Annotated in this window: 25 protein-coding genes and 1 tRNA gene; 13 read left to right on the forward strand and 13 right to left on the reverse strand. The window is 63.3% G+C overall.

Annotated elements, in window-relative coordinates; genetic code table 11:
* Nucleotides 1-49 precede the first annotated feature (49 nt).
* The 4 genes from pheT to rpmI form a co-directional block, all read right to left on the reverse strand.
* Nucleotides 50-2,458, reverse strand: coding sequence for a phenylalanine--tRNA ligase subunit beta (gene pheT / locus DT068_RS04745; RefSeq protein WP_119388628.1), 2,409 nt, complete (start codon nt 2,456-2,458; stop codon nt 50-52).
* On the reverse strand, nt 2,458-3,528 hold the full coding sequence (gene pheS, locus DT068_RS04750) for a phenylalanine--tRNA ligase subunit alpha (protein WP_119388629.1): 1,071 nt from the start codon (nt 3,526-3,528) through the stop codon (nt 2,458-2,460). The genes pheT and pheS overlap by 1 nt, the downstream gene beginning before the upstream one ends.
* A gap of 95 nt (nt 3,529-3,623) precedes the next feature.
* Nucleotides 3,624-3,977, reverse strand: a complete 354-nt coding sequence (gene rplT, locus DT068_RS04755) for a 50S ribosomal protein L20 (protein WP_119388630.1) — start codon at nt 3,975-3,977, stop codon at nt 3,624-3,626.
* Between the two features lie 22 nt (nt 3,978-3,999).
* Nucleotides 4,000-4,200: a 50S ribosomal protein L35 gene (rpmI, locus tag DT068_RS04760; protein ID WP_119388631.1), complete on the reverse strand. Its 201-nt coding sequence runs from the start codon at nt 4,198-4,200 to the stop codon at nt 4,000-4,002.
* Nucleotides 4,201-4,396: 196 nt separating this feature from the next.
* Here rpmI and DT068_RS04765 point away from each other — a divergent pair, with 196 nt between their 5' ends.
* On the forward strand, nt 4,397-6,400 hold the full coding sequence (locus tag DT068_RS04765; protein WP_162914003.1) for an acyltransferase family protein: 2,004 nt from the start codon (nt 4,397-4,399) through the stop codon (nt 6,398-6,400).
* Nucleotides 6,401-6,417: 17 nt separating this feature from the next.
* Complete coding sequence (locus DT068_RS04770) at nt 6,418-7,119, forward strand: SDR family NAD(P)-dependent oxidoreductase (protein WP_119388633.1); 702 nt, start codon at nt 6,418-6,420, stop codon at nt 7,117-7,119.
* 33 nt (nt 7,120-7,152) lie between these two features.
* Here DT068_RS04770 and DT068_RS04775 read toward each other — a convergent pair whose 3' ends face one another.
* The gene (locus tag DT068_RS04775) at nt 7,153-7,845 is read right to left on the reverse strand and encodes a helix-turn-helix transcriptional regulator (protein WP_119388634.1); all 693 of its coding nucleotides are present in this window, start codon (nt 7,843-7,845) and stop codon (nt 7,153-7,155) included.
* A 107-nt stretch (nt 7,846-7,952) separates the two neighbouring features.
* Here DT068_RS04775 and DT068_RS04780 point away from each other — a divergent pair, with 107 nt between their 5' ends.
* Nucleotides 7,953-8,588 (forward strand): LysE family translocator, encoded by a 636-nt coding sequence (locus tag DT068_RS04780; RefSeq protein WP_119388635.1) that lies wholly within the window; start codon nt 7,953-7,955, stop codon nt 8,586-8,588.
* A 59-nt stretch (nt 8,589-8,647) separates the two neighbouring features.
* Here the strand turns inward: DT068_RS04780 and DT068_RS04785 are convergent, their stop codons facing one another.
* Nucleotides 8,648-9,604, reverse strand: coding sequence for a DMT family transporter (locus DT068_RS04785; RefSeq protein ID WP_162914004.1), 957 nt, complete (start codon nt 9,602-9,604; stop codon nt 8,648-8,650).
* A gap of 79 nt (nt 9,605-9,683) precedes the next feature.
* Entirely contained in the window at nt 9,684-10,241 is a 558-nt protein-coding gene (infC, locus tag DT068_RS04790) for a translation initiation factor IF-3 (protein WP_119388816.1), read from the reverse strand.
* 121 nt (nt 10,242-10,362) lie between these two features.
* On the opposite strand from infC, the gene DT068_RS04795 reads away from it, so the two are divergent.
* A complete protein-coding gene (locus DT068_RS04795; protein WP_119388637.1) occupies nt 10,363-11,127 on the forward strand; it encodes an alpha/beta hydrolase in 765 nt (254 codons plus the stop codon).
* 7 nt (nt 11,128-11,134) lie between these two features.
* Here the strand turns inward: DT068_RS04795 and DT068_RS04800 are convergent, their stop codons facing one another.
* The 3 genes from DT068_RS04800 to DT068_RS04810 form a co-directional block, all read right to left on the reverse strand.
* A complete protein-coding gene (locus tag DT068_RS04800) occupies nt 11,135-11,977 on the reverse strand; it encodes an SDR family oxidoreductase (protein WP_119388638.1) in 843 nt (280 codons plus the stop codon).
* A 1-nt stretch (nt 11,978) separates the two neighbouring features.
* Entirely contained in the window at nt 11,979-13,091 is a 1,113-nt protein-coding gene (gene queG, locus DT068_RS04805) for a tRNA epoxyqueuosine(34) reductase QueG (RefSeq protein ID WP_119388639.1), read from the reverse strand.
* 75 nt (nt 13,092-13,166) lie between these two features.
* On the reverse strand, nt 13,167-13,850 hold the full coding sequence (locus tag DT068_RS04810) for a glutathione S-transferase family protein (RefSeq protein WP_119388640.1): 684 nt from the start codon (nt 13,848-13,850) through the stop codon (nt 13,167-13,169).
* 179 nt (nt 13,851-14,029) lie between these two features.
* Between DT068_RS04810 and DT068_RS04815 the strand changes: the two genes are divergently transcribed.
* Nucleotides 14,030-14,854, forward strand: a complete 825-nt coding sequence (locus tag DT068_RS04815; RefSeq protein ID WP_119388641.1) for an undecaprenyl-diphosphate phosphatase — start codon at nt 14,030-14,032, stop codon at nt 14,852-14,854.
* A 4-nt stretch (nt 14,855-14,858) separates the two neighbouring features.
* Here DT068_RS04815 and DT068_RS04820 read toward each other — a convergent pair whose 3' ends face one another.
* Nucleotides 14,859-15,857 (reverse strand): complex I NDUFA9 subunit family protein, encoded by a 999-nt coding sequence (locus DT068_RS04820; RefSeq protein ID WP_368904435.1) that lies wholly within the window; start codon nt 15,855-15,857, stop codon nt 14,859-14,861.
* Between the two features lie 132 nt (nt 15,858-15,989).
* On the opposite strand from DT068_RS04820, the gene DT068_RS04825 reads away from it, so the two are divergent.
* The 8 genes from DT068_RS04825 to ptsN all read left to right on the forward strand — a co-directional run bounded on the left by DT068_RS04825 (nt 15,990) and on the right by ptsN (nt 21,885).
* Nucleotides 15,990-16,074 (forward strand) — tRNA-Leu (locus DT068_RS04825).
* A gap of 212 nt (nt 16,075-16,286) precedes the next feature.
* Nucleotides 16,287-16,898 (forward strand): ribonuclease D, encoded by a 612-nt coding sequence (locus tag DT068_RS04830; RefSeq protein ID WP_119388642.1) that lies wholly within the window; start codon nt 16,287-16,289, stop codon nt 16,896-16,898.
* On the forward strand, nt 16,882-17,529 hold the full coding sequence (lptC, locus tag DT068_RS04835) for an LPS export ABC transporter periplasmic protein LptC (protein WP_119388643.1): 648 nt from the start codon (nt 16,882-16,884) through the stop codon (nt 17,527-17,529). The genes DT068_RS04830 and lptC overlap by 17 nt, the downstream gene beginning before the upstream one ends.
* On the forward strand, nt 17,526-18,047 hold the full coding sequence (locus DT068_RS04840; RefSeq protein WP_119388644.1) for an LptA/OstA family protein: 522 nt from the start codon (nt 17,526-17,528) through the stop codon (nt 18,045-18,047). The genes lptC and DT068_RS04840 overlap by 4 nt, the downstream gene beginning before the upstream one ends.
* 25 nt (nt 18,048-18,072) lie before the next feature.
* Nucleotides 18,073-18,930 (forward strand): LPS export ABC transporter ATP-binding protein, encoded by an 858-nt coding sequence (lptB, locus tag DT068_RS04845; protein WP_119388645.1) that lies wholly within the window; start codon nt 18,073-18,075, stop codon nt 18,928-18,930.
* A gap of 164 nt (nt 18,931-19,094) precedes the next feature.
* Complete coding sequence (gene rpoN / locus DT068_RS04850) at nt 19,095-20,600, forward strand: RNA polymerase factor sigma-54 (RefSeq protein WP_119388646.1); 1,506 nt, start codon at nt 19,095-19,097, stop codon at nt 20,598-20,600.
* A 194-nt stretch (nt 20,601-20,794) separates the two neighbouring features.
* Nucleotides 20,795-21,373: a ribosome hibernation-promoting factor, HPF/YfiA family gene (hpf, locus tag DT068_RS04855; protein ID WP_119388647.1), complete on the forward strand. Its 579-nt coding sequence runs from the start codon at nt 20,795-20,797 to the stop codon at nt 21,371-21,373.
* A 44-nt stretch (nt 21,374-21,417) separates the two neighbouring features.
* Nucleotides 21,418-21,885 (forward strand): PTS IIA-like nitrogen regulatory protein PtsN, encoded by a 468-nt coding sequence (ptsN, locus tag DT068_RS04860; protein WP_119388648.1) that lies wholly within the window; start codon nt 21,418-21,420, stop codon nt 21,883-21,885.
* A 193-nt stretch (nt 21,886-22,078) separates the two neighbouring features.
* Here the strand turns inward: ptsN and DT068_RS04865 are convergent, their stop codons facing one another.
* Together DT068_RS04865 and DT068_RS04870 are read right to left on the reverse strand one after the other, a co-directional pair.
* Nucleotides 22,079-22,345 (reverse strand): DUF1150 family protein, encoded by a 267-nt coding sequence (locus DT068_RS04865; protein ID WP_119388649.1) that lies wholly within the window; start codon nt 22,343-22,345, stop codon nt 22,079-22,081.
* Between the two features lie 3 nt (nt 22,346-22,348).
* Nucleotides 22,349-22,774 (reverse strand): Hsp20 family protein, encoded by a 426-nt coding sequence (locus DT068_RS04870; RefSeq protein WP_119388650.1) that lies wholly within the window; start codon nt 22,772-22,774, stop codon nt 22,349-22,351.
* Between the last annotated feature and the right edge of the window lie 169 nt (nt 22,775-22,943).

Here is a 22,943-nt window from a genome sequence, read left to right on the forward strand (position 1 = left end):
TTAATGGGTCCCGGCTTTCGCCGGGATGACCAATTGAGAATGTAGAGTCTCAGCTCCGCAGCACCCCACCGGTCGCCTTGTGGACCTGGGCCACGACCTTCTTGGAGAGTTCCTCGATCTCCTCCTCGGTCAGCGTCTTTTCGCGCGGCTGGATCGTGACCTCGATGGCGAGCGATGCCTTGCCGGCCTCGAGCGTCCCGCCGGCGAAACGGTCGAACACGATCACCTCCGAGATGAGCTGCTTGTCGGCGCCCCTGGCCGCCTTGACGATCTTTTCGGCCTCGATGCCGTCATCGACGACGAAGGCGAAATCGCGCTTCACCGTCATGAGATCGGAGGCCTTGAGCGCGGCGCGCGTCGATATCTTGCCGCGGCTCGTCGGAACCGCGGTCAGATTGACTTCGAAGGCGACCAGCGGGCCTTTCACATCCATCTGGGCCAGGATGCGCGGATGGATCTCGCCGAAGGTGGCGAGCTTGTTCTGCGGCCCCATCTGGATCGTGCCCGAGCGGCCGGGATGATACCAGGAAGGCGCTTCCGCCACGACCTGCATGGTCGCGACCGGCGCGCCCGCCGCCTCGAGCACCGCCAGCGCATCGGCCTTGGCGCTGAAGGCATCGACGGCGCGCTTGCCGCCCTGCCAGTTGCGCGGCACGTCGTCGCCGCGCCTGACGCCCGCGGCGCGCAAGGTCTCGTCCTCCGGCTTGTCGCCGGCATAGGCCTGCCCGACTTCGAACAGCGCGATATCCTGGAAGCCGCGCGCCATGTTGCGCCCGGTTGCCGCGATGAGATTGGGCAGCAGCGACGGCCGCATATCCGAAAGTTCCGACGAGATCGGATTGGCGAGCACCAGGTCGCGATTGCGCTGGCCGTCATTGAAGAGCCTCGCATGCGCTTCCGGCAGGAACGACCATGTCACCGCCTCATCGAGGCCGCGCGCCGCAAGCGTTCGCCGCGCCTGGATCATGCGCCGCTGCAGCGGGCTCAAGACCGGCTTGGCGATGGCCGACAGCCGCGGCATCTCGGCGAAGGGAATATTGTCGAGCCCGTAGATGCGGCAGACTTCCTCCACGAGATCGGCTTCGCCATGGACGTCGGGCCGCCAGGGCGGCACGGCGCAGAGCAGTCCATCCACTTTCTCGATGACCCCGAAACCGAGCGCGGTCAGGATCTCGGCCTGCCGCGCCTGCGAGACCTCGACGCCGCCGAGGCTCGCCACCCGGCCGCGGCGCAGCAGATAGCTGCGCGCCGTATCGGGCGCGCGCCCGGCGATGACGAGCTCGGAAGGCTCGCCGCCGCACAGATCGAGGATCATCCTTGTGCCGAGTTCGGCGCCCGTCTGGGTGAAGGAAGGATCGACGCCGCGCTCGAAGCGATAGCGCGCATCGGACTGGACGCCGAGCTTGCGTCCGGTCGCCGCGGTGCGCAGCGCATCGAAATAGGCCGATTCGAGGAAGACATTGACGGTCCTGTCCGAGCAGCCGGAATCTTCGCCGCCCATGATGCCGCCGAGCGCCAGCGGATGGCGCTCATCGGCGATGACAGTCATCGCGGCATCGAGCCAGTAGGTCTTCCCGTCGAGCGCCCGCAGATATTCGCCGCGCCGGGCGAGGCGCGCATGGATCGAGCCCTTGACCTTGTCGGCATCGAAGACATGCAGCGGGCGGCCATAGGCGAAGGTGATGTAGTTGGTGATGTCGACCAAGGCCGAGATGGGGCGCAGGCCGATCGCCTTAAGCCGCGCCTGCAGCCATTTGGGCGAGGGGCCGTTCTTGACGCTCTTGATATAGCGTCCGACGAAGAGCGGGCAGGGCGTCTCATCGCCGCCCTCGAAGATGAGCGAGACGCCGATCGGCGAGCGGAAGCTGCCCTGGATGCCCGGCGGCTTGATCGGCTTCAGCGTACCGAGACCCTTGGCGGCGAGATCGCGGGCGATGCCGTGGATGCCGAGCGCATCCGGGCGATTCGGCGTCACCTTGATATAGATCATCGGGTCATTGAGGCCGAGCGCCTCGGCCGCCGTCATGCCGATCTGCGCCGACTTGTCGAGCTCGATGATGCCATCATGCTCGTCGGAGAGCATGAGCTCGCGCTCGGAGACCAGCATGCCGTTCGATTCGACGCCGCGGATGACGCCTTTCTCGAGGAACAGCTTGGTGCCTGGAATATAGGAGCCGGGGGCCGCGAAGATCGCCTTCATGCCGGTCTTGGCATTGGGGGCGCCGCACACGACCTGCACGATGCCGGAGCGGGTGAGGACGTCGCAGACGCGCAGGCGGTCGGCATTGGGATGCGGCCGCGCCTCCTTCACATAGGCGACGGTGAAAGGCTTGAGCGCCTTCGATTTGTCCTCGACGGCCTCGACCTCGAGGCCGATGCCGATCAGGCCCTCGACGATCTGGTCGAGCGTGGCTTCGGTGTCGAGATGGTCCTTGAGCCAGGAAAGCGTGAATTTCATCAGGAAAGCCCTCCGGCCAGTGTCGGTACCTGTAAGGACCGGAAACCATAATGCCTGAGCCAGCGCAGATCCGCCTCGAAGAAGGCGCGCAGATCCGGGATGCCGTATTTCAGCATGGCGATGCGATCGAGCCCCATGCCGAAGGCCCAGCCCTGATAGCGCTCAGGATCGAGCCCACCCGCCTTGATGACTGAAGGGTGCACCATGCCGCTGCCCAGGATCTCGAGCCATGACGTGCCCTCACCGATCTTCACCTGCCCGCCATCCCATGAGCAGTTGATGTCGATTTCCATCGACGGCTCGGTGAAGGGGAAATGCGAGGCGCGGAAGCGCATCTTCACATCGTCGATCTCGAAGAAGGCCTTGCAGAATTCGGCGAGCGCCCATTTGAGATGGCCGAGATGGGTTTCCTGGTCGATGACGAGGCCCTCGATCTGGTGGAACATCGGCGTGTGGGTCTGGTCCGAATCCGAGCGGAAGGTACGCCCGGGCGCGATGATCCGGATCGGCGGCTTCCCTTCCAGCATGGTGCGGATCTGCACCGGCGATGTGTGGGTGCGCAGCAGCATGCGCGAGCCGTCGAGCTTCGGCTGGAAATAGAAGGTGTCGTGCTCCTGGCGCGCCGGGTGCTCGGGCGGGATGTTGAGCGCGGTGAAATTGTAGAAGTCGTTCTCGATATGGGGACCCTCGGCGACCGCGAAGCCGAGATCGGCCCAGATCTGCACCACTTCTTCCCACACCTGGCTAACCGGATGGATCGAGCCTTGCGCCTCGGGGCGCGCCGGCAGCGTGACGTCGATCTTCTCGGTGGCGAGCCGGGCCTCCAGCGCTTTCGCCTGCAGCGCGGCCTTGCGGGCCTCTAGCGCCTGGCCGATCTTCTCCTTCAGCGCATTGAGCTCTTGGCCGGCGGTCTTGCGCTCGTCCGGCGCCATGGCGCCGAGCGTCTTCATGCGCTCCGAGATCGAGCCCTTCTTGCCGAGCGCCGTGACGCGCAGCGCCTCGAGCTCGGTTTCATCGGCGGCGCTCGATATGCCGTCGAGCAGCGATTGTTCCAGGATTTGCAAACTCATTGCGGTCTGTCTTTCAACGAGAAAGGCCGGGCCGTTGACGCTTCGGGGAAGCGCCAGCGAAAGCCCGGCCTGAACCGATAGATACGCTACGAGGCTCAGAGAGCCGCTTTCGCCTTTTCGACGAGGGCGGCAAAAGCCTGAGGCTCGCGCACGGCGAGATCGGCCAGAACCTTGCGGTCGATCTCGATACCGGCCTTGCCGAGCCCGTTGATAAATCGGCCATAGGTGAGGCCGAGCTCGCGGCTCGCCGCATTGATGCGCTGGATCCACAAAGCGCGGAAATTGCGCTTCTTGGTGCGCCGGTCGCGATACTGGTATTGCTGCGCCTTCTCCACCGCCTGCACGGCGACGCGGAAGATGTTCTTGCGGCGGTTGAAATAACCGGCAGCGCTCTTGATGACTTTCTTGTGGGCGGCTCTGGCCGTCACACCACGCTTGACGCGGGACATGTTCTAAACTCCTTGCGGCGGCTTAGCGGGCATAAGGCATATGGATCTTGACCAGGCGCTCGTCGCCCTCGGCCAGGATCATGGTGCCCCGCTGGTTGCGGATCTGCTTGTTGCTGCGCTTGATCATGCCGTGGCGCTTGCCGGCCTGGCCGGACTTGATCCGGCCGGACGCCGTGACCTTGAATCGCTTCTTGGCCGACGACTTCGTCTTCATCTTGGGCATTTCGCTATCCTTTCGGTGCACAATAAAAGACCGCCCTGGCATGCCCTTTACAGGCCAGGCGGCTTGAACGGGCCGGGTTATGGCGGAAACCTTGCGAAAATGCAAGCGGGACGCTCAGCCTCGGCCTCCGGTAGGACTTAATCCCTCTTAACAAAGCGCCATGCGTGTTTTAAGAGCCTGCGGGCAGGGGGGCAAAATGACCATCGGATACAGGCCGGAGATCGACGGGCTGAGAGCTGTGGCCGTGTCGTCGGTCATCCTATTTCATGCCGGCATGCCCCGCGTCACCGGCGGCTTTGTCGGCGTCGATGTCTTTTTCGTCATCAGCGGCTATCTCATCACTTCCCTGATCCTGGCGGAGCTCGGGGGTGGGCGCTTTTCGCTCCTCGCCTTCTATGAGCGCCGCGCCCGGCGCATCCTGCCGGCGCTTTTCTGTGTCGTTCTCGTCTCAACTCTCCTAGCCTGCCTGTGGCTGACGCCGTCGGACCTGGTCAGTTTCTCCAAGAGCGTCGTCGCCGTTTCGGGCTTCGTCTCGAATCTGTATTTCCTCGAGGAGAGAGGATATTTCGACCCTGTCGCGGAATTGAAACCGTTGCTCCACACATGGAGCCTCGCGGTGGAGGAGCAGTTCTATCTGCTTTTCCCGCCGCTGGTGACGGTTCTTTGGCGCTTCGCGCGGCATCGGCTGGTCTGGATATTCTCGGCTTTGGCGCTGGCGAGCCTCGGCTTCGCGCAATGGGCCGCGGCCAGCGAGCCGAACCTCGCCTTCTTCATCCTGCCGACAAGGGCCTGGGAGCTTTTGATCGGCGCGATCCTGGCCGCCCATCTCGCCGGCCGCGAGATGTCGCCGGCCACGACGCGGCTCGATCAGGCGCTGAGCGGCCTTGGTCTCGTCCTCATCGTCTATGCGGTGCTCGCCCTCGACAGCGATACGCCGGTGCCCGGTGTCCAGTTTCTCGTGCCGACACTGGGAACCGCGCTCGTCATCGCCTTTGCACGGCCGGGCACGGTCGCCGGCGCCATCCTGGGCAGCAGGCCCTTCGTGGGCATCGGCCTCATCAGCTACAGCGCCTATTTGTGGCACTGGCCGCTATTCACCTTTGCCCGCTATCTCAGCCCGACCGAGCCGACGACCGCCCTTTTCATCCTTCTCATTGCGGCGACCTTCCTCCTGGCTTATGTGAGCTGGCGCTTCGTCGAGCAGCCCTTCCGGAACCGGACCCGCTTCAGCCGCCTCCAGATATTCAAGCTTGCCGGCGCCGGCACAGCGGTCACGCTGGCGATGGGACTGGTGGGCAACCTCTCTGACGGGCTTCCCGAGCGCTTCCCGTCCAGCATCGTCGCCAACAAGCACTATTCGATCTGTCGGGTCAGCAAGCACTTGCCTGAAAATCCCGAAATCAAATATTGCGAGTTCGGCGATGTGAATGCCACCCGCACGCTGGCTCTTTATGGCGACTCCCACGCCCGCGCTCTCAGCCGGGAGATCGACAGGCACCTCAAGGCACAGAAGATTCGCGGCATGCTGTTCGATCTCGACGATGATTGCCAGATCATTCCGCAATTCTATCTCAAGGACAGTCTGGGGGAGCAGGCCAAGTGCCGCAAGGTGTTCCAGGACCTGCTGGGCTATATGAAGGAGAAATCCTTCGGCATCATCGTCGCCATGCGCTGGACCATGCGTCTCTATCCGACCCAGGGCGAAATCGATGACCTGGCCTTCACCGCCGACGACGGTGCGGTGGGCCGGCTGCCTTATCGGAAATATCTTGCGCTGACGCCGGATGGCAAGGAGAGCATCGCAGCCAGCGACAAACGCGCAGGGTTACGGCAATTCGTCGACGGGTTCCTGTCAACTGGCGACAAGGTCTATATGGTCTATCCGATCCCTGAAATAGGCCGGGACCTGGAGCGGGTTAATCTGTGGCACTATGTGAGCACGGGTGAGATCCTCGATCAGCTGTCGATCGACACGAGCGACTATGACAGGCGGAACAAGTTCGTCATCTCGGTCCTGTCGGAATTCGAGCAGCGTCCGAATTTTGTCGCCGTCAAGCCGCGGTCCACCTTCTGCGACACCTTCATCAAGGGCCGCTGCGCCGCGCAATTTGCCGGTGTGCCTTACTATACCGATGACAATCATTTGTCGGACGCGGGCTCGCGATATCTGGTAGATAGTATTTTCTCCAACCTGCAATAGCGGCGGTGAGACTGTCGATGACCAAACCCCGTTTCGCCTCGGCCCTCATCATTGGCGCCGGTTCCGGCCTCAGCGCCTCGCTCGCCCGGCGCTTCGCCGATCAAGGCCTAAAGATCGGCCTTGCCGCCCGCAATCCGCAGAAGCTGGCGAGCCTGGCCGCCGAGACGAGGGCCCGGACTTTCGCCTGCGACGCTTCCTATCCGGACCAGGTCGAAGCTTTGTTCGCCGAGGCCGACCGGGCGATCGGTGAGCCCGATGTCGTCATCTACAACGCTTCTGGCCGCCTCCGCGGCGCGATCACCGATCTCGATCCCGTAGCCGTCGCCCAGGCCATCGGGGTCTCGGCCTTTGGCGGCTTCCTGGTCGCGCAACAGGCGGCGCGGCGCATGCTGAAGCGCCGTCATGGTGCCATCCTGTTCACCGGCGCCACCGCCAGCGTGAAGGGCTATGCGCTCTCCTCGCCCTTCGCGATGGGCAAGTTCGCTCTGCGCGGCCTCGCCCAGAGCCTGGCGCGCGAGCTTGGCCCGCAAGGCATCCATGTCGCCCATTTCGTCATCGATGGCGGCATCCGCAATCCCGGCCGCGACGAGCCGCCGGACCGTCCCGACAGCATGCTCGACCCCGATGCGATCGCCCAGACCTATCTCGACATATTGATGCAGGAGCGTAGCGCCTGGACGTGGGAAGTCGAGCTCCGTCCCTGGGTGGAGAAGTTCTGAGTTGATCCCCTCTCCCCCGATGGAGCGAGGGTATTACGCCGCGGGCCGCGTCTTCCAGCCCGAGATCCACAATTCCCGGAGCGCGTCGCCTTCATTGCGGAAATAGAGGCCCGTCGGCGCGCAGCTCTGCGTGCGGTCGGCGCGGAAATTGCGGATCGCCTGGCGCAATTCGCACCAGGCGACGATGACGGCCGCATCGAGATAATAGATCAGCGCCAGTGGTCTGATGATGCGCTCGGTGATGCGCCCCTCTTCGTCGCAATAGGCGATGGCGAGCTTCTCCTCATCGCGGATGGCGCGGCGGATCAGGGTGAAATCGGCGTTGCGGGGCTCGGGCGCGATTGGACCCCAGGCATGGAGCGAGCGCGCCGAGACGAGCTGACGCAACGGTTCAGGCACGGCGGCGGCGATCTTCTGCGCCACCTTCTTGGCGGCTTGCGTCAGCTCCTTGTCGCCGGTGCGCTCGATCAGCGCCAACCCCAGGACGACGGCTTCGGTCTCCTCGATCGAGAACATCAAGGGCGGCAGGTCGAAGCCGGGCCGCAATATATAGCCGATGCCGCGCTCGCCATCGATCGGCACGCGCATCGCCTGCAACGCCGCGATATCGCGATAGACCGAGCGCACGGCGACTTCCAGGCGCTCGGCGATCACCGCCGCGGTCACCGGCCGGCGCGCGCCCCGCAATATCTGGATGATCTCGAAGAGCCGCGATGCCTTGCGCATGATTCAACCGTCACAACTGACACAGCCTTGGCAGTTGGCACGCACTATAGCCCGACAAAGTCACATTTAAAAAGCGGCGGCAGCGGTCCGCCGGCGAGGATGCTGACATGACTTACCCTGAGGCGCTGTGGATATTCTTCGTTCTGCTGGCCGGCATCATCATCGTGCCCGGCATGGACATGATCTTCGTCATCGCCAATGCGCTTGCCGGCGGAAGGCGCGCCGGAATGACCGCGACCTTCGGCATCGTGACCGGAGGTGCCTGCCACACCGCCTTCGGCGCCTTCGCGGTCGTCGGCGCGAGCCGCCTGGTGCCGCAGCTCTATGCGCCGATGCTGCTGGCGGGAGCTGCCTATATGATCTGGATCGGCGTCACGCTCATCAGGAGCTCGATCACGGTAGCCCCGATCGAAGCCGGGAAGCTGCGATCACTGGCGGCGATCTTCGCCCAGGCGATCGTCACCTGCATCCTCAATCCCAAGGCATGGCTGTTCGTGCTCGCCGTCTATCCGCAATTCATCAAGCCGGCTTTCGGGCCTCTATGGGCTCAGGCCCTGGTGATCGGCATCATGGTGGCGGCCATGCAGTTCGCCGTCTATGGCGGTCTGGGCCTGCTCGCGGCACGAGGGCGCGATGCGATGGTGGGCAATCCGGCCTTCACCATCTGGAGCGGGCGCATCGCCGGTCTTTTGCTGCTATTGGCTGCCGCCTTCACTCTATGGCGAGGCTGGCAGGGAGTTTAGCCTAGTGCATCGGCCCGAAAACTGTTCGCGGTTTTCGGATAAGCCGATGCGCAAACAAGTCATGTCTCGTTCCCGCGCAAGGGCGTCCGCCTCGGCCGCTGGCGCACGGCGATCACGACGCCTGCGGCGACCACGAGCGCCACGCCGGCAAGTGTCGAGAAGCCCGGCAACTGGCTGAAGAACAGGAACCCCCACAGGATCGCCCAGGGCAGTGCGGTATATTCGAAGATGGCGGCGAGATTGGCTTCCGCGAGCCGATAGCCCTGGCCCAGGCAATAGATGCCGATGGTGGCCGCCACCCCGCAGCCCAGCATGAGGAGAAGGTCGTGGCCGGAAGGCCAGCTCCATGCTCGCAGCAGGAAGGCGAGGCTCGGATGGCTCCATTCCGCGAAAGCGCCGCTGCCGATGACGAGCCCCGCGAGCGCCGACAGGGCGAAGAACATGACATTCACATAGACGGACATCACCGAGGCTGATTCGGTTGCCCCGATATGCCGTCCGTGCAATTGCCCCAACGCGTAGAAGAGTGCGGATGCCGCGGGCAGCAGCACCGCCCATTCGAGCATGCCGAGGCCATCCTTCATCACGATGACGACGCCGAGGAAGCCGAGCAGCACCGCGAGCCAGCGGATGCGGCCGACTTTCTCACCGAGCAGGGGGCCCGCGAGGGCAGTGATGAAGAGGGGGGCTGCGAAGGAGATGGCGACCGCCATGGCGAGCGGCAGCGCCGCAATGCCGAGATAGTAGCTCGTGTAAGCGAGGAAGAAGACCGTGCCGCGCAGCAGATGGGCGCCGATACGCGGCGTCCTGAGCCGCGCGAGACCATTTTCGAAGTGAGCGATCAGCAAGGTGAAAGGCAGAGCGAGGAAGCTGCGGATGAAGACGATCTCATGCGCCGGATAGGTCCCGGAAATGCCCTTGATGATCAGATCCTGGAAGGTGAAGGCGAACACCCCGAAGCACATAAAGGCAACGCCCCACAGCTGGCGGCGGCGCGCGTCCAGTGCATCGAACATCGGAAGGGTGCTCCAAAATGAAGACCGCCCCATCGTGACGATGGAGCGGTCCACGTCTCCCCTTGCAATAACAGACGGGCTATTTCGGCGCCAGCACCATGACGATCTGGCGGCCTTCGAAGCGCGGCTCCGATTCGACCTTGGCGATTTCCGTGGTGTCGCCCTTGACCCGGTCGAGCAGCTGCCGGCCGAGTTCCTGATGCGCCATTTCACGGCCGCGGAACCGCAACGTGACCTTGACCTTGTCGCCTTCCTCGAAGAAGCGCTTCACCGCTTTCATCTTCACGTCATAGTCATGGTCGTCGATCATCGGGCGCATCTTGATCTCCTTGATCTCGATGACCTTCTGCTTCTTGCGGGCCTCGTTGGCCTTTTTCTGTTCCTGGTATTTGAACTTGCCGTAATCGAGGATCTTGGCGACCGGCGGCTTCGCATCGGGCGACACTTCGACCAGATCGAGACCGGCTTCTTCGGCCATCATGATCGCCTGGCGGGTGGGGACGACGCCGCGATTCTCGCCCTGGGCGTCGATGAGGCGGACTTCGCGCGCCTCGATGCGGTTGTTGATCTTGTGACCCTCTTCTTTGTTCGGCTGGGGCTGAGCCGAGCGGCTAGTGGCTGGCCGGCGGGGTGGTATGCTCAAGTGGTCGCGATCTCCTTTTAATGGCGCCGGGTTATCCCAAATTGTCCCCCGCGCGCCGTTGCGAACCCCGTATAGACCGTGAAGATGGCCTCCAAGTCAAGGCATAGGGAAAAGAATGCCACAATTCGAAATGGTGGAAGCCCGTCCGGGTGTGCGCATCGCGCTCGACATCCGCCGGCCGCGCAATATGAAGTTCCCGCATCCGGGATTCCTGTGGCTTGGCGGCTTCAAATCCGAGATGAGCGGGGCCAAGGCGTCCTATCTCGCGGATAGGGCAGGATGGGGCGGGCGGCCCTTCATCCGCTTCGACTATTCGGGGCATGGCGTTTCCGAGGGCCGGTTCGAGGACGGGACGATCTCGCTCTGGCTCGAAGAGGCTCACCTCGCGCTCGCTTTCGCGCAAGACTGGCCGATGATCGTCATCGGCTCCAGCATGGGTGCCAATCTGGCGCTGCTGCTGGCGAAGCGACGGATCGGCTCCATCAAGGGCCTGGTTCTGGTGGCGCCGGCCGTCGACATGACCGAGGCCTTGATGGCGCCGCAGATCGCCGCCGATGAGGAAGCGCGCCGCGCCATCGCGCGCGATGGCGTATGGATGCGGCCAAGCCGCTATGGCGATCCCTATCCGATCACAGCGAAGTTGATCGAGGACGGACGCAAGCATCTCATCCTGCCCCAGGGCCTCGATGTCGATTGTCCCGTGCGCATCCTGCATGGCGATGAAGACCGGGATGTCCCCTGGGAGCATGGTCTCGCTGCCTATCGCGCCATCCGCTCAGCCGATATCCAGTTCACGCTGATCAAAGGCGCGGATCATCGCCTGTCCCGGGACAGCGACATGCTGGCGATCTACAATGCGGCAGAGCGCCTGGCCCTGTAGGCGGCCATCAATGACGAGCCTCCGGAATTTGCAGCTGATCAGCCAGAGCCGTGAGCCCCTCGCGGTAAGTGGGATAGATCAAACGGTACCCCAGTTCGTCCTTGATGCGCTTGTTGGCGACCCGCTTCGATTCGGCATAGAAGCTTCGCGCCATGGGCGAAAGCTCGGCATCGTCGAATGCGATCTCGGGCGGCGCTGGGCGCTTGAGCAGGTCCGCGGCAAAGGCGACGACATCTTGCGGCGGACAGGGCTCGTCATCGCAGACATTATAGGCGCGCCCCGGATCGGGCCTGGTGATCGAGGCTTCGAGCACACCGGCAATGTCGGCGACATGGATGCGGCTGAAGATCTGCCCCGGCTTCACGATGCGCTTCGCCGTGCCGTCGAGAATCGAAACGAGCTGGTTGCGGCCCGGGCCGTAGATGCCGGCGAGCCGGAAGATGTGCAGCGGCAGGCCGAGCCGGCCCCAGGCCGTTTCGGCATCGAGACGGCGTTCGCCGCGCACCGTCGTGGGCGCAAGCGGCGAGGTCTCATCCACCCAATCGCCATGACGGTCGCCATAGACGCCGGTGGTCGACAGATAGCCGGCCCAGCGCAACTGCGGGGCGATCCGCCGCAGGTCGTCGGCATGGCATTTGAGCGCCGAATCGCCGGTCTCGCCGGGCGGTATCGAGATCAGGAGATGGGTCACGCCGTCGAAAGTGCCGTGTGGAAGGGGCGTGCTGCCGTCGAAGGCGATCGTGCCGTCGCCGCCCGCGCGGCTGGTGCCGGAGATGGTCCAGCCTTGCGGCATGAGGCGCCGGACCAATGTTCTGGCCGAGAATCCGAGACCGAAGCAGAAGAGATGCATGTCAGGCGTTTTGCCATTCCGTCAGGACGGCGTCATCTGTTTCCTGCGCCGCATGCCGCTCGCGCAGCCGCGCGAAGTCGCGCTCCGGCAAGAGCCGGCTGAGCGCCCACACCGCCATGGCGCGCACCAGCGCCGATTGATCGGCGAGCCGGCTTTCGGCTTCCGCGGCAAGTTCTGCATCGCCCGAATTGCCGATCGCGATCAGCACATTGCGGATGAAGCGATCTCGTCCCGAGCGCTTCACGGGAGAAGCGGAGAACAGCTTGCGGAAGGCCTGATCGTCGAGCCGGGCCAGCTCGGCAAGCTTGGGCGCGATGAGATCGGCACGCGCCTTGAGCTTCGCCTCATGCGCGACGCTTGCGAATTTGTTCCACGGGCACACCGCCAGGCAATCGTCGCAACCATAGATGCGGTTGCCGATGGCCGCGCGGAACTCTCGCGCGATATGCCCTTTATGCTCGATGGTGAGATAGGAGATGCAACGCCGCGCATCGAGCTGGTGCGGCGCCGGGAAGGCCCTGGTCGGGCAGATGTCGAGGCATGCCCGGCAGGTGCCGCAATGATCGCTTTCGGGCTCGTCGCGCCTGAGATGGGCCGCGCTCAGTATGGCGCCGAGGAAGAACCATGAGCCCAGCGTGCGCGAGACGAGATTGGTGTGCTTGCCCTGCCAGCCGAGGCCCGCCGCCTCGCTGAGCGGCTTTTCCATGAGGGGTGCAGTATCGACGAAGACCTTCACTTCCTGGCCGGATTCCTTCGCCAGCCACTGCGCCAGATGCTTGAGCTTGCCCTTGATGACATCGTGATAGTCGCGCCCCAGCGCGTAGGTGGAAATGACGCCGGTGTCCTTTGCCTCGAGCCGGGCGAGGGGATCGATCTCGGGCGCATAGCTCATGGCGAGCAGGATGGCGGAGCGGGCGTCGGGCCACAGGACGCGCGGATCGGCGCGCCGCGCCGCCGTTTCCCTGAGCCATGTCATGTCGCCTTCGTGTCCCAAGGCAAGAAACTCCCGGAGCCTGTCGCCGGCCTTCGCCGCCGCGCCGGGATCGGCGATGCGCAGACCGGCGAAACCCAGCTCGCGGGCCTTGTCGCGTAGTTTTTCCTCGAGCGCGGTCATGCGCGCATTATAACCTTTTTCCGTCATCCCGGCGAAAGCCGGGATGACGAATTGAAATAAGCACCTTTCGGGATTCTAAAAATCGAGGTCGGTATAGGATTGCGACGCCGGCATGCCGCGCACGCTGTCGGTGAGCAGCGGACGGTAGCAGGGGCGCGATTTGAGCCGCTGGAACCATGCCTTGGCGGAAGGAAAATCCGCCCACGGAACATCGCCGATATAGTCGATCGCCGAGAGATGCGCGGCGCCGGCGAGATCGGCGAGCGAGAGATGATCGCCGGCCAGCCAGTTGCGCCCGTCGGCAAGGCGCCCGACATAATCGAGATGCGCCTTGAGCAGATCGAGGCCCTTGCGCACCCGCGTCATCTCGGGCGATCCGCCGCCGAGTTCCTTCGGCATGAAGCGGCGCACGACCTTTTCGGTGAGCACGGGCTCGGCGACCTCGGCATAGAATTTGGTGTCGAACCAGCCGACGAGGCGGCGCACTTCGGCTCGGTCCCTGGCATTGCCCTGGATGAGGGAGCCCGTGCCATTGCGCGTCTCTTCCAGATATTCGCTGAGCGCCTCGACGCCGCTGACGGCGCCGCCGTCATCTTCGACGAAGACCGGAAGCGTGCCCGCCGGATTGAGCTGGAAGAGATCGGCCGACGGCGCCCAGGGCTCCTCGTCGCGCAATTCGGCCTCGGCGCCATATTCGTTCAGGGCGAGGCGCATGCGGCGTGAATAGGGATCGAGGGTAAAATGGTGGAGACGGGGCATCTTCTACCTTTGGCTAGAGAAATCCGCCCAAAGTTTGACCACCTGTGATCTTGGACGCTTCCATCTTAAATCATCGTAATAGAGCGGCGAAAGAGCGCGCCGCCATTGCCGGGCCGTCACGGCGCATATAGAACCCGTTCGGTGCGGGCGGCAAGCAATTCCGGGGAAGAACACTCACCATGCCGATTGAACAGATTCTCGTTCTCGCCCTGATCCAGGGCATCACCGAATTCCTGCCCATCTCCTCTTCCGGGCATCTGCTGCTGGTGCCGCTGATCACCGGCTGGCCGGATCAGGGGCTGATGACCGATGTCATGGTGCATATGGGCTCGTTCCTGGCGGTCGTCGCCTATTTCTGGCGCGACATCCTCAAGCTCATCGGCGGGACGCTCGACCTCCTGCGCGGTCGCATGACGCTGTGGGGCAAGCTCGCTCTGTTCATCGTCGTCGCCACCATACCGGCCGTCATACTCGGGCCGATACTCGACAAGATCGGCTTCATGGACGCGGCCCGCGGCATGCCGCAGCTCGTCGCCTGGAATGCGATCATCTTCGGCATATTGCTCTATCTCTGCGATCGCTATGGCCTGTGGGTGAAGCGCATGGAGGACATGACCCTGCCCCAGTCGCTGATCATCGGCACGGCCCAGGCGCTCGCCATCATTCCGGGCACCAGCCGCTCCGGCATCACCATGACGGCGGGGCGCGCCCTTGGCTTCGAGCGGCCGGAAGCGGCGCGCTTCTCCTTCCTTCTCGGCATCCCCGCCATTGCCGGCGCCGGCATCCTCAAGCTCGGCACGGCCGTCGCCGAAGGCCACATGATCTCGGGCGCCCAGCTCCTCACCGCCTTCTTTACCTTCATCGTGGCGTTGGTGACGATCGCCGTGCTCATGCGCCTGGTGAAGACGACGGGCTTCCTGCCCTTCACCATCTATCGCGTGGCGCTGGGCGTCATCCTTCTGGCCATGATCTATTCCGGCTACCAGTTCGGAGCCGTGCACTGATCCGTCAGCTCAGATCGGTGATCTCTTTCGGCTTCTCGCCGGTGCCGGAGAACTGGCCGGCCTTGCGGTAGCGATAGAGATAGGCGGGCACGATCGCTTCGATGCCGCGCGGCGTGATGCCGAGGCCCTGCAGCGTGCGCCGTTCATGGGTGGCCTCGGCGCTCACCACATTGTCGCTCTTCAGCAATTCGACCTGATCGCTGGTGAGCGGCGGCTTGGGCAGGAGGCCGAGGATCATGCCCTTGACCCGCGCCACCGGCCACGGCACCGGCACGAGCAGGCGCTTGCGCCCGATGGTCTGGAGCGTGAATTCGAAGATTTCGCGAAGGGTCATCACCTCGGGCCCGCCGAGCTCATAGGTGCGCCCCGAGGCGAGGCCGGCCTCGATGAGGCGGGTGGCGGCCTGGGCGATATCGCCGACAAAGACCGGCTGGAATTTCGTAGTCCCGCCGCCGATGAGCGGCAAAACCGGAGAGAAGCGGGCCATGGCGGCGAAACGGTTGAAGAGACCGTCTTCCGGTCCGAAGACGACGGACGGCCTGAGCACGATGGTGCCGGGAAAAGCCGCCTTGGCCCGCGCCTCGCCTTCCGCCTTGGATTTCGCATAGGCACTGGCCGAGTGGGCATCGGCGCCGATCGCCGAGAGCTGGATGAACACCCGGGCCTTGGCCGCCTTGGCTGCCTTGGCGGACGCCTCGGCGCCAAAAACATGAACGCCATCAAAGCTTTGAGCGCCGGCGCTAGAGAGGATGCCGGTCAGGTTGACGACCGCATGAGCGCCGTCGCACACCGCCATCAGCGATGCGGGATAGCGCACATTGGCCTGCACCGGCATGATCTGGCCCGGCACGCCCAAGGGCTGGACATGGCCCGCGAGATCGGGCCGGCGACAGGCCACCCTGATGCGATAGCCGCGCTTGGCCAGGCTGCGCACGATATGCCGGCCGAGGAAGCCTGAGCCGCCGATGAGGGTGATGATTGTGTCGGAAGGGGCGCTTGTCACGCTGGTCTTGCCCACCAAGTTGCCGGGATTTGGCCTTTTACCGGGGGGATACCGCCTTTGCAAAGCCCAAATCACCAGGCAGAGAGCGACGGTTGACACTCATGCACAGGGTCATTTATGAACCCCCGCAATGCCCAGATGGCGGAATTGGTAGACGCACTAGTTTCAGGTACTAGCGCTGAGAGGCGTGGAGGTTCGAGTCCTCTTCTGGGCACCAATTTGCACTCCCCGAGCTTCGGCTCGGCGAGCCCTCGATCTGACCGAAACAACTTGAACATTGGGCGGCCGCGGTCCCCAAGCATCGGACCGAAAAGTGCGAAGCGGTTTTCGGAGCGATCCGATGCGAAAGCGAAGACGGAGCCATTCGGCGATTTCGCCGGAAAGCTCACGGGCAAGCTTCAATGGCGACACGCGGCGATCGATTGACGGATGGCGATAAAGATCTACAAGGGCGATTTGCCGGCCGGGCTCGATCTCGGCGCTGAGATCGCCGTCGATACCGAGACGCTCGGGCTCAACCCGTTGCGCGACAAATTGTGCGTGGTGCAATTGTCGTCGGGCGACGGCAATGCGCATCTGGTCCAGCTCGACCGCACGACTTATGAGGCGCCCCGCCTCAAGGCGGTGCTCGAGAACCGGGGTGTTCTCAAGATCTTCCATTTTGCCCGCTTCGATGTCGCGACCCTGAAACATTATCTTGGCGTCGAAACGGGGCCCATCTACTGCACCAAGATCGCCTCCAAGCTCACCCGCACCTATACCGACCGGCATGGGCTGAAGGATCTCGTCAAGGAACTGCTCGGCATCGAGCTCAACAAGCAGCAGCAGAGCTCCGACTGGGGCGCTCATGTGCTGAGCGATTCGCAGAAGCAATATGCCGCCCAGGACGTGCTCTACCTGCATGAGCTGAAAGCGCGCCTCGACCAGATGCTGGAGCGCGAGGGCCGTAAGGGCATTGCCCGCTCCTGCTTCGATTTCGTGCCGGTCAGGGCGCAGCTCGATCTGCTGGGCTGGACCGAAGACGATGTCTTCGCGCACTGACGCCATTCACCGGGTGCCGCCGCGCCGCGCCGCGCGGATCGTGGCCCGCTCACGGCTGGCGCCTTATATTTCGGGCGCCTTCGCGCTCATCGTGCTCGCTCTCATCGGCATCTTCCTCTATCAGACCGGCACTTTCACCGGCCAGCCCAAGCCGGTGCTCGATGCCGATGTGCCGGCCGATCACGTGACGGTGACGGATTCGACCATCACCGGCCTCGACAGCCAGAAGCAGCCTTACGCGATATCCGCCACGACCGCGATCCAGGACAAGGATAAGCCGAATCTCATCAACCTGGACCATGTGTCGGGCTCGACGAACCGGACCAATGGCGAGAAGATCACCTTCCAGTCGCAGAAGGGCCTGTACAATTCCGACGGCAAGACCCTCGATCTCGACAAGGATGTGGTGATCATCTCCGCCGGCCGCTTCACGGCGCGCATGGAAAAGGCGCATGTGATCGTGGAGGAGAAGCGCCTCACCAGCGACGTGCCGGTGGCGGTCGACCTGTCGAACGGCACGATCAACGCCAACGGCGTGGAAATAAGCAATGACGGCAACAATGTTCTGTTCTTGAATGGGGTCAAGGCCCATTTCAGGAGCGCGAAATCCAAAGGAGACAGCACCCCATGATGTTCCGTGCCAGCCTCGCCGTACTGACCGTGCTTGCCGGCCTGGGCTTGAGCGGAATGCCGGCGCCGGCCCAGACCGTCGATGCCACCGCCGCCAGCAAGGAGGCGAAGACGCCGCAGAATGTCGATATCGAATCCGACACGATGGAGATTTTCGACAAGGACAAGAAGGCGATCTTCAAGGGCAAGGTGAAGGCGGTGCGCGGCAAGGTGACGCTCACCTGCGACACGCTCGAGGTTTCCTATACCGAAACGCCTGACGCGGCCGGCGAGAAGAAGACCGAGGTCACTTTCCTCGATGCCTCCGGCAATGTGGTGATCGTCAATGGCAGCCAGACGGTCACCGGCAAGACCGCCCATATGGACGTCAAGGCGAACAAGCTGTGGGTGAAGGGCTCAGCCAAGGTGGTGCAAGGCCAGACAGTGATGAACGGCGAGCAGCTTTTCGTCGATCTCAACAGCAACAAGAGCGAGATGACAGGCGGGCGCGTCAAGGGCAGTTTCGTCCCTGGTAAATGACGGGTTTCACCCAATATTAATCTAAATGGGCGGTAATCAGGTGACGCAGAACGGTGAGGCAATGACGGTCGCGCGGCCCCGCAAGTCGGACAAGGCTTCAGGTCGCGGACGGCGGACGACGGAGCAGGCTTCAGAGCCGCGCACCGTTGAGTCCGCGCCTGACGACGGTCTGGTCGCCATCGGGCTCCGCAAGAGCTTCGGGCGCCGGCCGGTGGTCAGGGGGGTCAACCTGTCCGTGAAGCGTGGCGAGGCCGTGGGGCTGCTTGGACCCAATGGCGCCGGCAAGACGACGGTGTTCTACATGATCACCGGTCTGATCGCGGCGGACCAGGGCACGATCAGCCTCGATGGGATGGATATCACCACTTTGCCCATGTATCAGCGGGCGAGACTCGGTATCGGATATCTGCCCCAGGAAAGCTCGATCTTTCGCGGTCTCACGGTTGAGGACAATATTCGTGCCGTGCTGGAGCTCATCGAGCCCAACCGCAAGCGGCGCGAAAGTGAGTTGCGTGAGTTGCTCGATGAGTTTTCCGTCTCGCATCTACGACATTCGCCAGCTGTGGCGCTATCTGGCGGCGAGCGTCGCCGCGTGGAAATCGCCCGCGCCCTCGCTTCCCGTCCGCAATTCATGCTCCTCGACGAGCCCTTCGCCGGAATTGATCCGATTGCGATCGGTGATATACGCCAGCTGGTGCGACAGCTTACCGCTCGGGGAATCGGGGTGCTTATTACGGATCACAACGTCCGTGAGACCCTCGAGCTCATCGATCGCGCGCTCATCATCCATGAGGGCGAGGTCCTGACCGAGGGCACGCCCACCGAAATCGTCAACAATGCCGATGTGCGCCGCTTCTATCTCGGCGAAGGTTTCAGCCTGTAACTTTTTGTTGTCTACGGGAGGTCCTCCAAGAGGAAGCTATTCCGCAGGCGCGTAGCCGGGCTTTAGTGCATTTTAAAACGAGCTATGCTACGCCCACCGCCATAAGGGCCTGTTTTCCGATGACGCGGAAGGGCCCGGACAGGAAGGCAGTGAAGGTGCGCTGAATGGCGCTGACTCCGAGGTTGGAACTCAGGCAGGGCCAGTCCCTGGTCATGACACCGCAACTGCAGCAGGCAATCAAGCTGCTGCAGATGTCCAACCTTGAGCTGCAGGCCTTCGTCGAAAGCGAGCTCGAGAAGAACCCGCTGCTGGAGCGCGACGAGAAGCGCGAGGTCCAGGCCGCGAGTGAGGTGTCCGAGGAGCGCGATGTCGCCAGCGCCCTGAAGGATGGGGCGAGCGCCGAAGAACGGCTCGCCACCCTCGATACCGATCTCGACAATGTCTATCAGGGCGAAAGCCGCGCCGACGCCGCCAATCGGGCCCCGGCGGGACCGGCGGATTCGGGCTGGTCGTCGCTCAAGCCGTCGCGCTCGGTGTCGCTCGATCAGGACGATCTCGATATCGGCGCGACCCTCACCCGTGAGGAAACTCTCGCCGAGCATCTGACCGAGCAGATGACGCTCGCTTTGGCCGATCCTGCCGATCGGCTGATCGGCCAGAATCTGATCGGCATGGTGAATGAGGCGGGCTACCTGACGAGCGATCCCTCCCAGGTGGCCGAGATGCTGGGCACCGGCACCGGCCATGTCGAGCGCGTGCTTGGCATTCTCCAGGGTTTCGATCCGCCGGGCGTTTTCGCCCGCGATCTCAAGGAATGTCTCGAGCTGCAGCTCAAGGAGCTTGACCGCCTCGACCCCGCAATGATGATCCTCCTCGATCATCTCGATCTCGTCGCCAAACGCGATTTCGCCGCACTCCGGACTTTGTGCAAGGTCGATGCCGACGATATCCGCGACATGATCGCCGAATTGCGCCGGCTCAATCCCAAGCCCGGCCACGTCTTCGGCTCGGAACCGGTGCAGCCGGTGGTGCCGGACGTGTCGGTGAGGCCAGCACCCGACGGCACCTGGCTGGTCGAGCTCAACAATGACACGTTGCCGCGCGTTCTCGTCAACAACCGCTATATGGCGCAGGTCTCGCGCGGCGCCGTGCGCTCGGAAGACAAGACCTATCTCTCCGAATGCCACGCCAACGCCACCTGGCTGGTGCGCAGCCTCGATCAGCGCGCCAAGACGATCCTCAAGGTGGCGCGCGAGATCGTGCGCCAGCAGGACGCCTTCCTCGTGCATGGTGTGCAGCAACTGCGCCCGCTCAATCTCAAGACCGTGGCGGAAGCGATCGAGATGCATGAATCTACGGTGAGCCGCGTCACCTCGAACAAATACATGGCGACACCGCGCGGCATCTACGAGCTCAAGTACTTCTTTACGACCGCGATCAGCTCGGCCGAAGGTGGCGAGGCGCATTCGGCCGAATCCGTCCGCCACCGCCTGCGCGAGCTCATCGAGCGCGAGACCAGGGGCAACATCCTCTCCGACGATACGCTGGTCGACATGCTGAAGGCGGAAGGCGTCGATATCGCCCGACGGACTGTCGCTAAATACCGGGAAACGCTTGGAATTCCGTCATCGGTGCAACGCCGGCGCGAGAAGAATGCCTTTGGCGCGTGAGGCCCTTCCGGAGCTGCCGAATAAGGTTGACTTCGCATGAGCCCGCGACTAGTTTCCGCGCCGTTTTGAGGGGGCTGGTCCTCTCTGTGACATAGCGGAAGCCGAAAGCCGGTATAAGGACCTTTCGGCAGTTGACGTCGGACGCCGCACCGCCCACATTGGATGGGCCAAGTCGATAAGCACTGTCAGGTAACATGCAGGTCAAGATCACTGGCAAAAATCTGGACATTGGCGCAGCATTACGGGCGCATATCGAGAATCGGATTTTCGATATCGCCGAGAAGTATTTCAACGGCACCGTCTCCGCCCATGTCACGCTTGAGAAACAGCGTTCGCAGTTCACCGCCGACTGCACCTTGCATCTGGCCACGGGACTGGTGCTGCAGGCGCATGGCCATGGTCCTGAAGCCATGCCGTCCTATGACAAGGCGGCGAGCCATCTCGAGAAGCAGCTCAGGCGCTACAAGCGCCGGCTCAAGGATCACAATGACAGCCGCGTCGAGCCTGTGCGCCGGCGCGCTGCCGCGGACTATGTCATTGCCAGCGCGGGAGAGCACGATGCCGAGGAGCCGAGCGATCTCAACCCGGTCATCATCGCGGAGAGCTCCGCCGATGTGCCGGAACTTTCGGTGGGTGAGGCCGTGATGCAGCTCGATATCTCCACCGGGCAGTTTCTGCTGTTCCGCAATGCGCGCGACGGCGGTCTCAATGTCGTCTATCGCCGTCCCGACGGCAATATCGGCTGGATCGATCCCCATCTCGGCGCGGCCTGAGCGGCCGCCGCTTGCCCCAGAGCGCAACAAGGAACAATGCGAAAATGAATTTAGCCGAGATCGTCGATTCCCAATCGGTCCTGCCGAGCCTCAAGGTGCAGAACAAGAAGCAGCTTCTGCAGGAAGTGGCGCACGCGGCGGGCAAACTCACCGCCATCGATCACCGGGTGATCTTCGAGACACTGCTGCAGCGCGAGAAGCTGGGTTCCACCGGTCTCGGCCACGGCATCGCCATCCCGCATGGCAAGATCCCGACGCTGACGCGCGTCTACGGCCTGTTTGCCAGGCTCGCTGCGCCGGTTGAATTCGACGCTGTCGACAACGAGCCGGTCGATCTGGTCTTCCTGCTGCTGGCGCCCGAGCATGCCGGCGCCGATCACCTGAAGGCGCTCGCCCGCATTTCACGCCTTTTGCGCGATCACGATGTCGTGGCCAAACTGCGCGGCACCGACACGGCCGAAGGCCTCTACGCCATCCTCACCGAGCCCGCCGCGACCCCGCACGCGGCGTGATTCCCGCGTCCGTCATCCCGGCGCAAGCCGGGACCCCCTGAATAAGATCAACCGGGCGGCGCTGCCCGCGCTTCAACGATTTAATGGGTCCCGGCTTTCGCCGGGATGACGGATTGGGGTGGGACGCCGCCCACAAACGAAAACGCCCTTCCGATTTCCCGAAAGGGCGTTCCGGTCTTCTTTGACAAACTGCTCAATGCACCGTGACGGGCGTCAGCTCATGCTCGCGCGCCGCCGCGAAAGCGGCCTCGAAGCTCGCCGAAATCGACATCGGCGTGCCGTCGGCGCCATAGAGGCAGTAGAGCCTGATATCGCCTGGCACGTTGATCTTCTGCGGACCGAGCAGCTTGGCGGCATTGCCCGGCTCGATTTCGCGGATATAGCCGAGCGCGCCATTGCCCAGCACCGCCAGCTCTTCGGTGGCGATCTCGAATTTCTTCTCGGTTTCGGGTCCGGTCATGGCTCAGACTCCTTTGATGTCGATCTTACGCACGATCCTCTGCGGTTCCGGCCGCTCGAGATCGATGGCGAGCAGACCGTTCTCCAGTTGGGCGCTTTTCACTTCGACACCCTCCGCCAGGACGAAAGCCCGTTGGAACTGGCGGGCGGCAATGCCGCGGTGGAGGTAGGCCCGGGAGCCGTCATCCACTTGCCGGCCCCTTATAATGAGTTGGTTCTCTTCGATCGTGATTTCAAGCTCGTCACGCGAAAAGCCGGCGACCGCCAGCGTGATGCGGAATTTCTCAGGCGCGTTGTCGGCCCTGGCGACGCGTTCGATGTTATAGGGCGGATAGCCGTCATTCGCCGATTTGGCCGCGCGGTCCACGATGCGTTCGAAATCGTCGAATCCGAGCAGATACGGGCTGGAGAACAGCGACAGGCGAGTCATGACGGGCCCTTCAAAAAGCAGCTCACTTGCCCGGCCCCCGTGAGGCACCGGACGGTTATGGCTAATATGTTGCGGGAGGCGCCTTATTTCAAGGCATTGCAGCCGTGGGTTATTCTTCAGGCTCCTTGCAAATGACGCGAGTCTGGCGTCAAACTGGGGCAATCCTGGT

This window comes from Taklimakanibacter lacteus (genome assembly GCA_003576695.1).
Classification (GTDB): Bacteria; Pseudomonadota; Alphaproteobacteria; order Rhizobiales; family Aestuariivirgaceae; genus Taklimakanibacter; species Taklimakanibacter lacteus.

Coding starts and splice junctions, on each gene's coding strand:
- DT068_RS04830 (WP_119388642.1), top strand. CDS start 16,287: ATGGCGATAAAGATCTACAAGGGCGATTTGCCGGCCGGGCTCGATCTC.
- hpf (WP_119388647.1), top strand. CDS start 20,795: ATGCAGGTCAAGATCACTGGCAAAAATCTGGACATTGGCGCAGCATTA.
- DT068_RS04865 (WP_119388649.1), bottom strand. CDS start 22,345: ATGACCGGACCCGAAACCGAGAAGAAATTCGAGATCGCCACCGAAGAG.
- lptC (WP_119388643.1), top strand. CDS start 16,882: ATGTCTTCGCGCACTGACGCCATTCACCGGGTGCCGCCGCGCCGCGCC.
- rpmI (WP_119388631.1), bottom strand. CDS start 4,200: ATGCCCAAGATGAAGACGAAGTCGTCGGCCAAGAAGCGATTCAAGGTC.
- rplT (WP_119388630.1), bottom strand. CDS start 3,977: ATGTCCCGCGTCAAGCGTGGTGTGACGGCCAGAGCCGCCCACAAGAAA.
- DT068_RS04795 (WP_119388637.1), top strand. CDS start 10,363: ATGCCACAATTCGAAATGGTGGAAGCCCGTCCGGGTGTGCGCATCGCG.
- queG (WP_119388639.1), bottom strand. CDS start 13,091: ATGACCGCGCTCGAGGAAAAACTACGCGACAAGGCCCGCGAGCTGGGT.
- rpoN (WP_119388646.1), top strand. CDS start 19,095: ATGGCGCTGACTCCGAGGTTGGAACTCAGGCAGGGCCAGTCCCTGGTC.
- pheS (WP_119388629.1), bottom strand. CDS start 3,528: ATGAGTTTGCAAATCCTGGAACAATCGCTGCTCGACGGCATATCGAGC.
- DT068_RS04815 (WP_119388641.1), top strand. CDS start 14,030: ATGCCGATTGAACAGATTCTCGTTCTCGCCCTGATCCAGGGCATCACC.
- DT068_RS04810 (WP_119388640.1), bottom strand. CDS start 13,850: ATGCCCCGTCTCCACCATTTTACCCTCGATCCCTATTCACGCCGCATG.
- DT068_RS04770 (WP_119388633.1), top strand. CDS start 6,418: ATGACCAAACCCCGTTTCGCCTCGGCCCTCATCATTGGCGCCGGTTCC.
- pheT (WP_119388628.1), bottom strand. CDS start 2,458: ATGAAATTCACGCTTTCCTGGCTCAAGGACCATCTCGACACCGAAGCC.
- DT068_RS04765 (WP_162914003.1), top strand. CDS start 4,397: ATGACCATCGGATACAGGCCGGAGATCGACGGGCTGAGAGCTGTGGCC.
- DT068_RS04840 (WP_119388644.1), top strand. CDS start 17,526: ATGATGTTCCGTGCCAGCCTCGCCGTACTGACCGTGCTTGCCGGCCTG.
- DT068_RS04800 (WP_119388638.1), bottom strand. CDS start 11,977: ATGCATCTCTTCTGCTTCGGTCTCGGATTCTCGGCCAGAACATTGGTC.
- DT068_RS04775 (WP_119388634.1), bottom strand. CDS start 7,845: ATGCGCAAGGCATCGCGGCTCTTCGAGATCATCCAGATATTGCGGGGC.
- ptsN (WP_119388648.1), top strand. CDS start 21,418: ATGAATTTAGCCGAGATCGTCGATTCCCAATCGGTCCTGCCGAGCCTC.
- DT068_RS04780 (WP_119388635.1), top strand. CDS start 7,953: ATGACTTACCCTGAGGCGCTGTGGATATTCTTCGTTCTGCTGGCCGGC.
- DT068_RS04870 (WP_119388650.1), bottom strand. CDS start 22,774: ATGACTCGCCTGTCGCTGTTCTCCAGCCCGTATCTGCTCGGATTCGAC.
- DT068_RS04785 (WP_162914004.1), bottom strand. CDS start 9,604: ATGTTCGATGCACTGGACGCGCGCCGCCGCCAGCTGTGGGGCGTTGCC.
- lptB (WP_119388645.1), top strand. CDS start 18,073: ATGGGCGGTAATCAGGTGACGCAGAACGGTGAGGCAATGACGGTCGCG.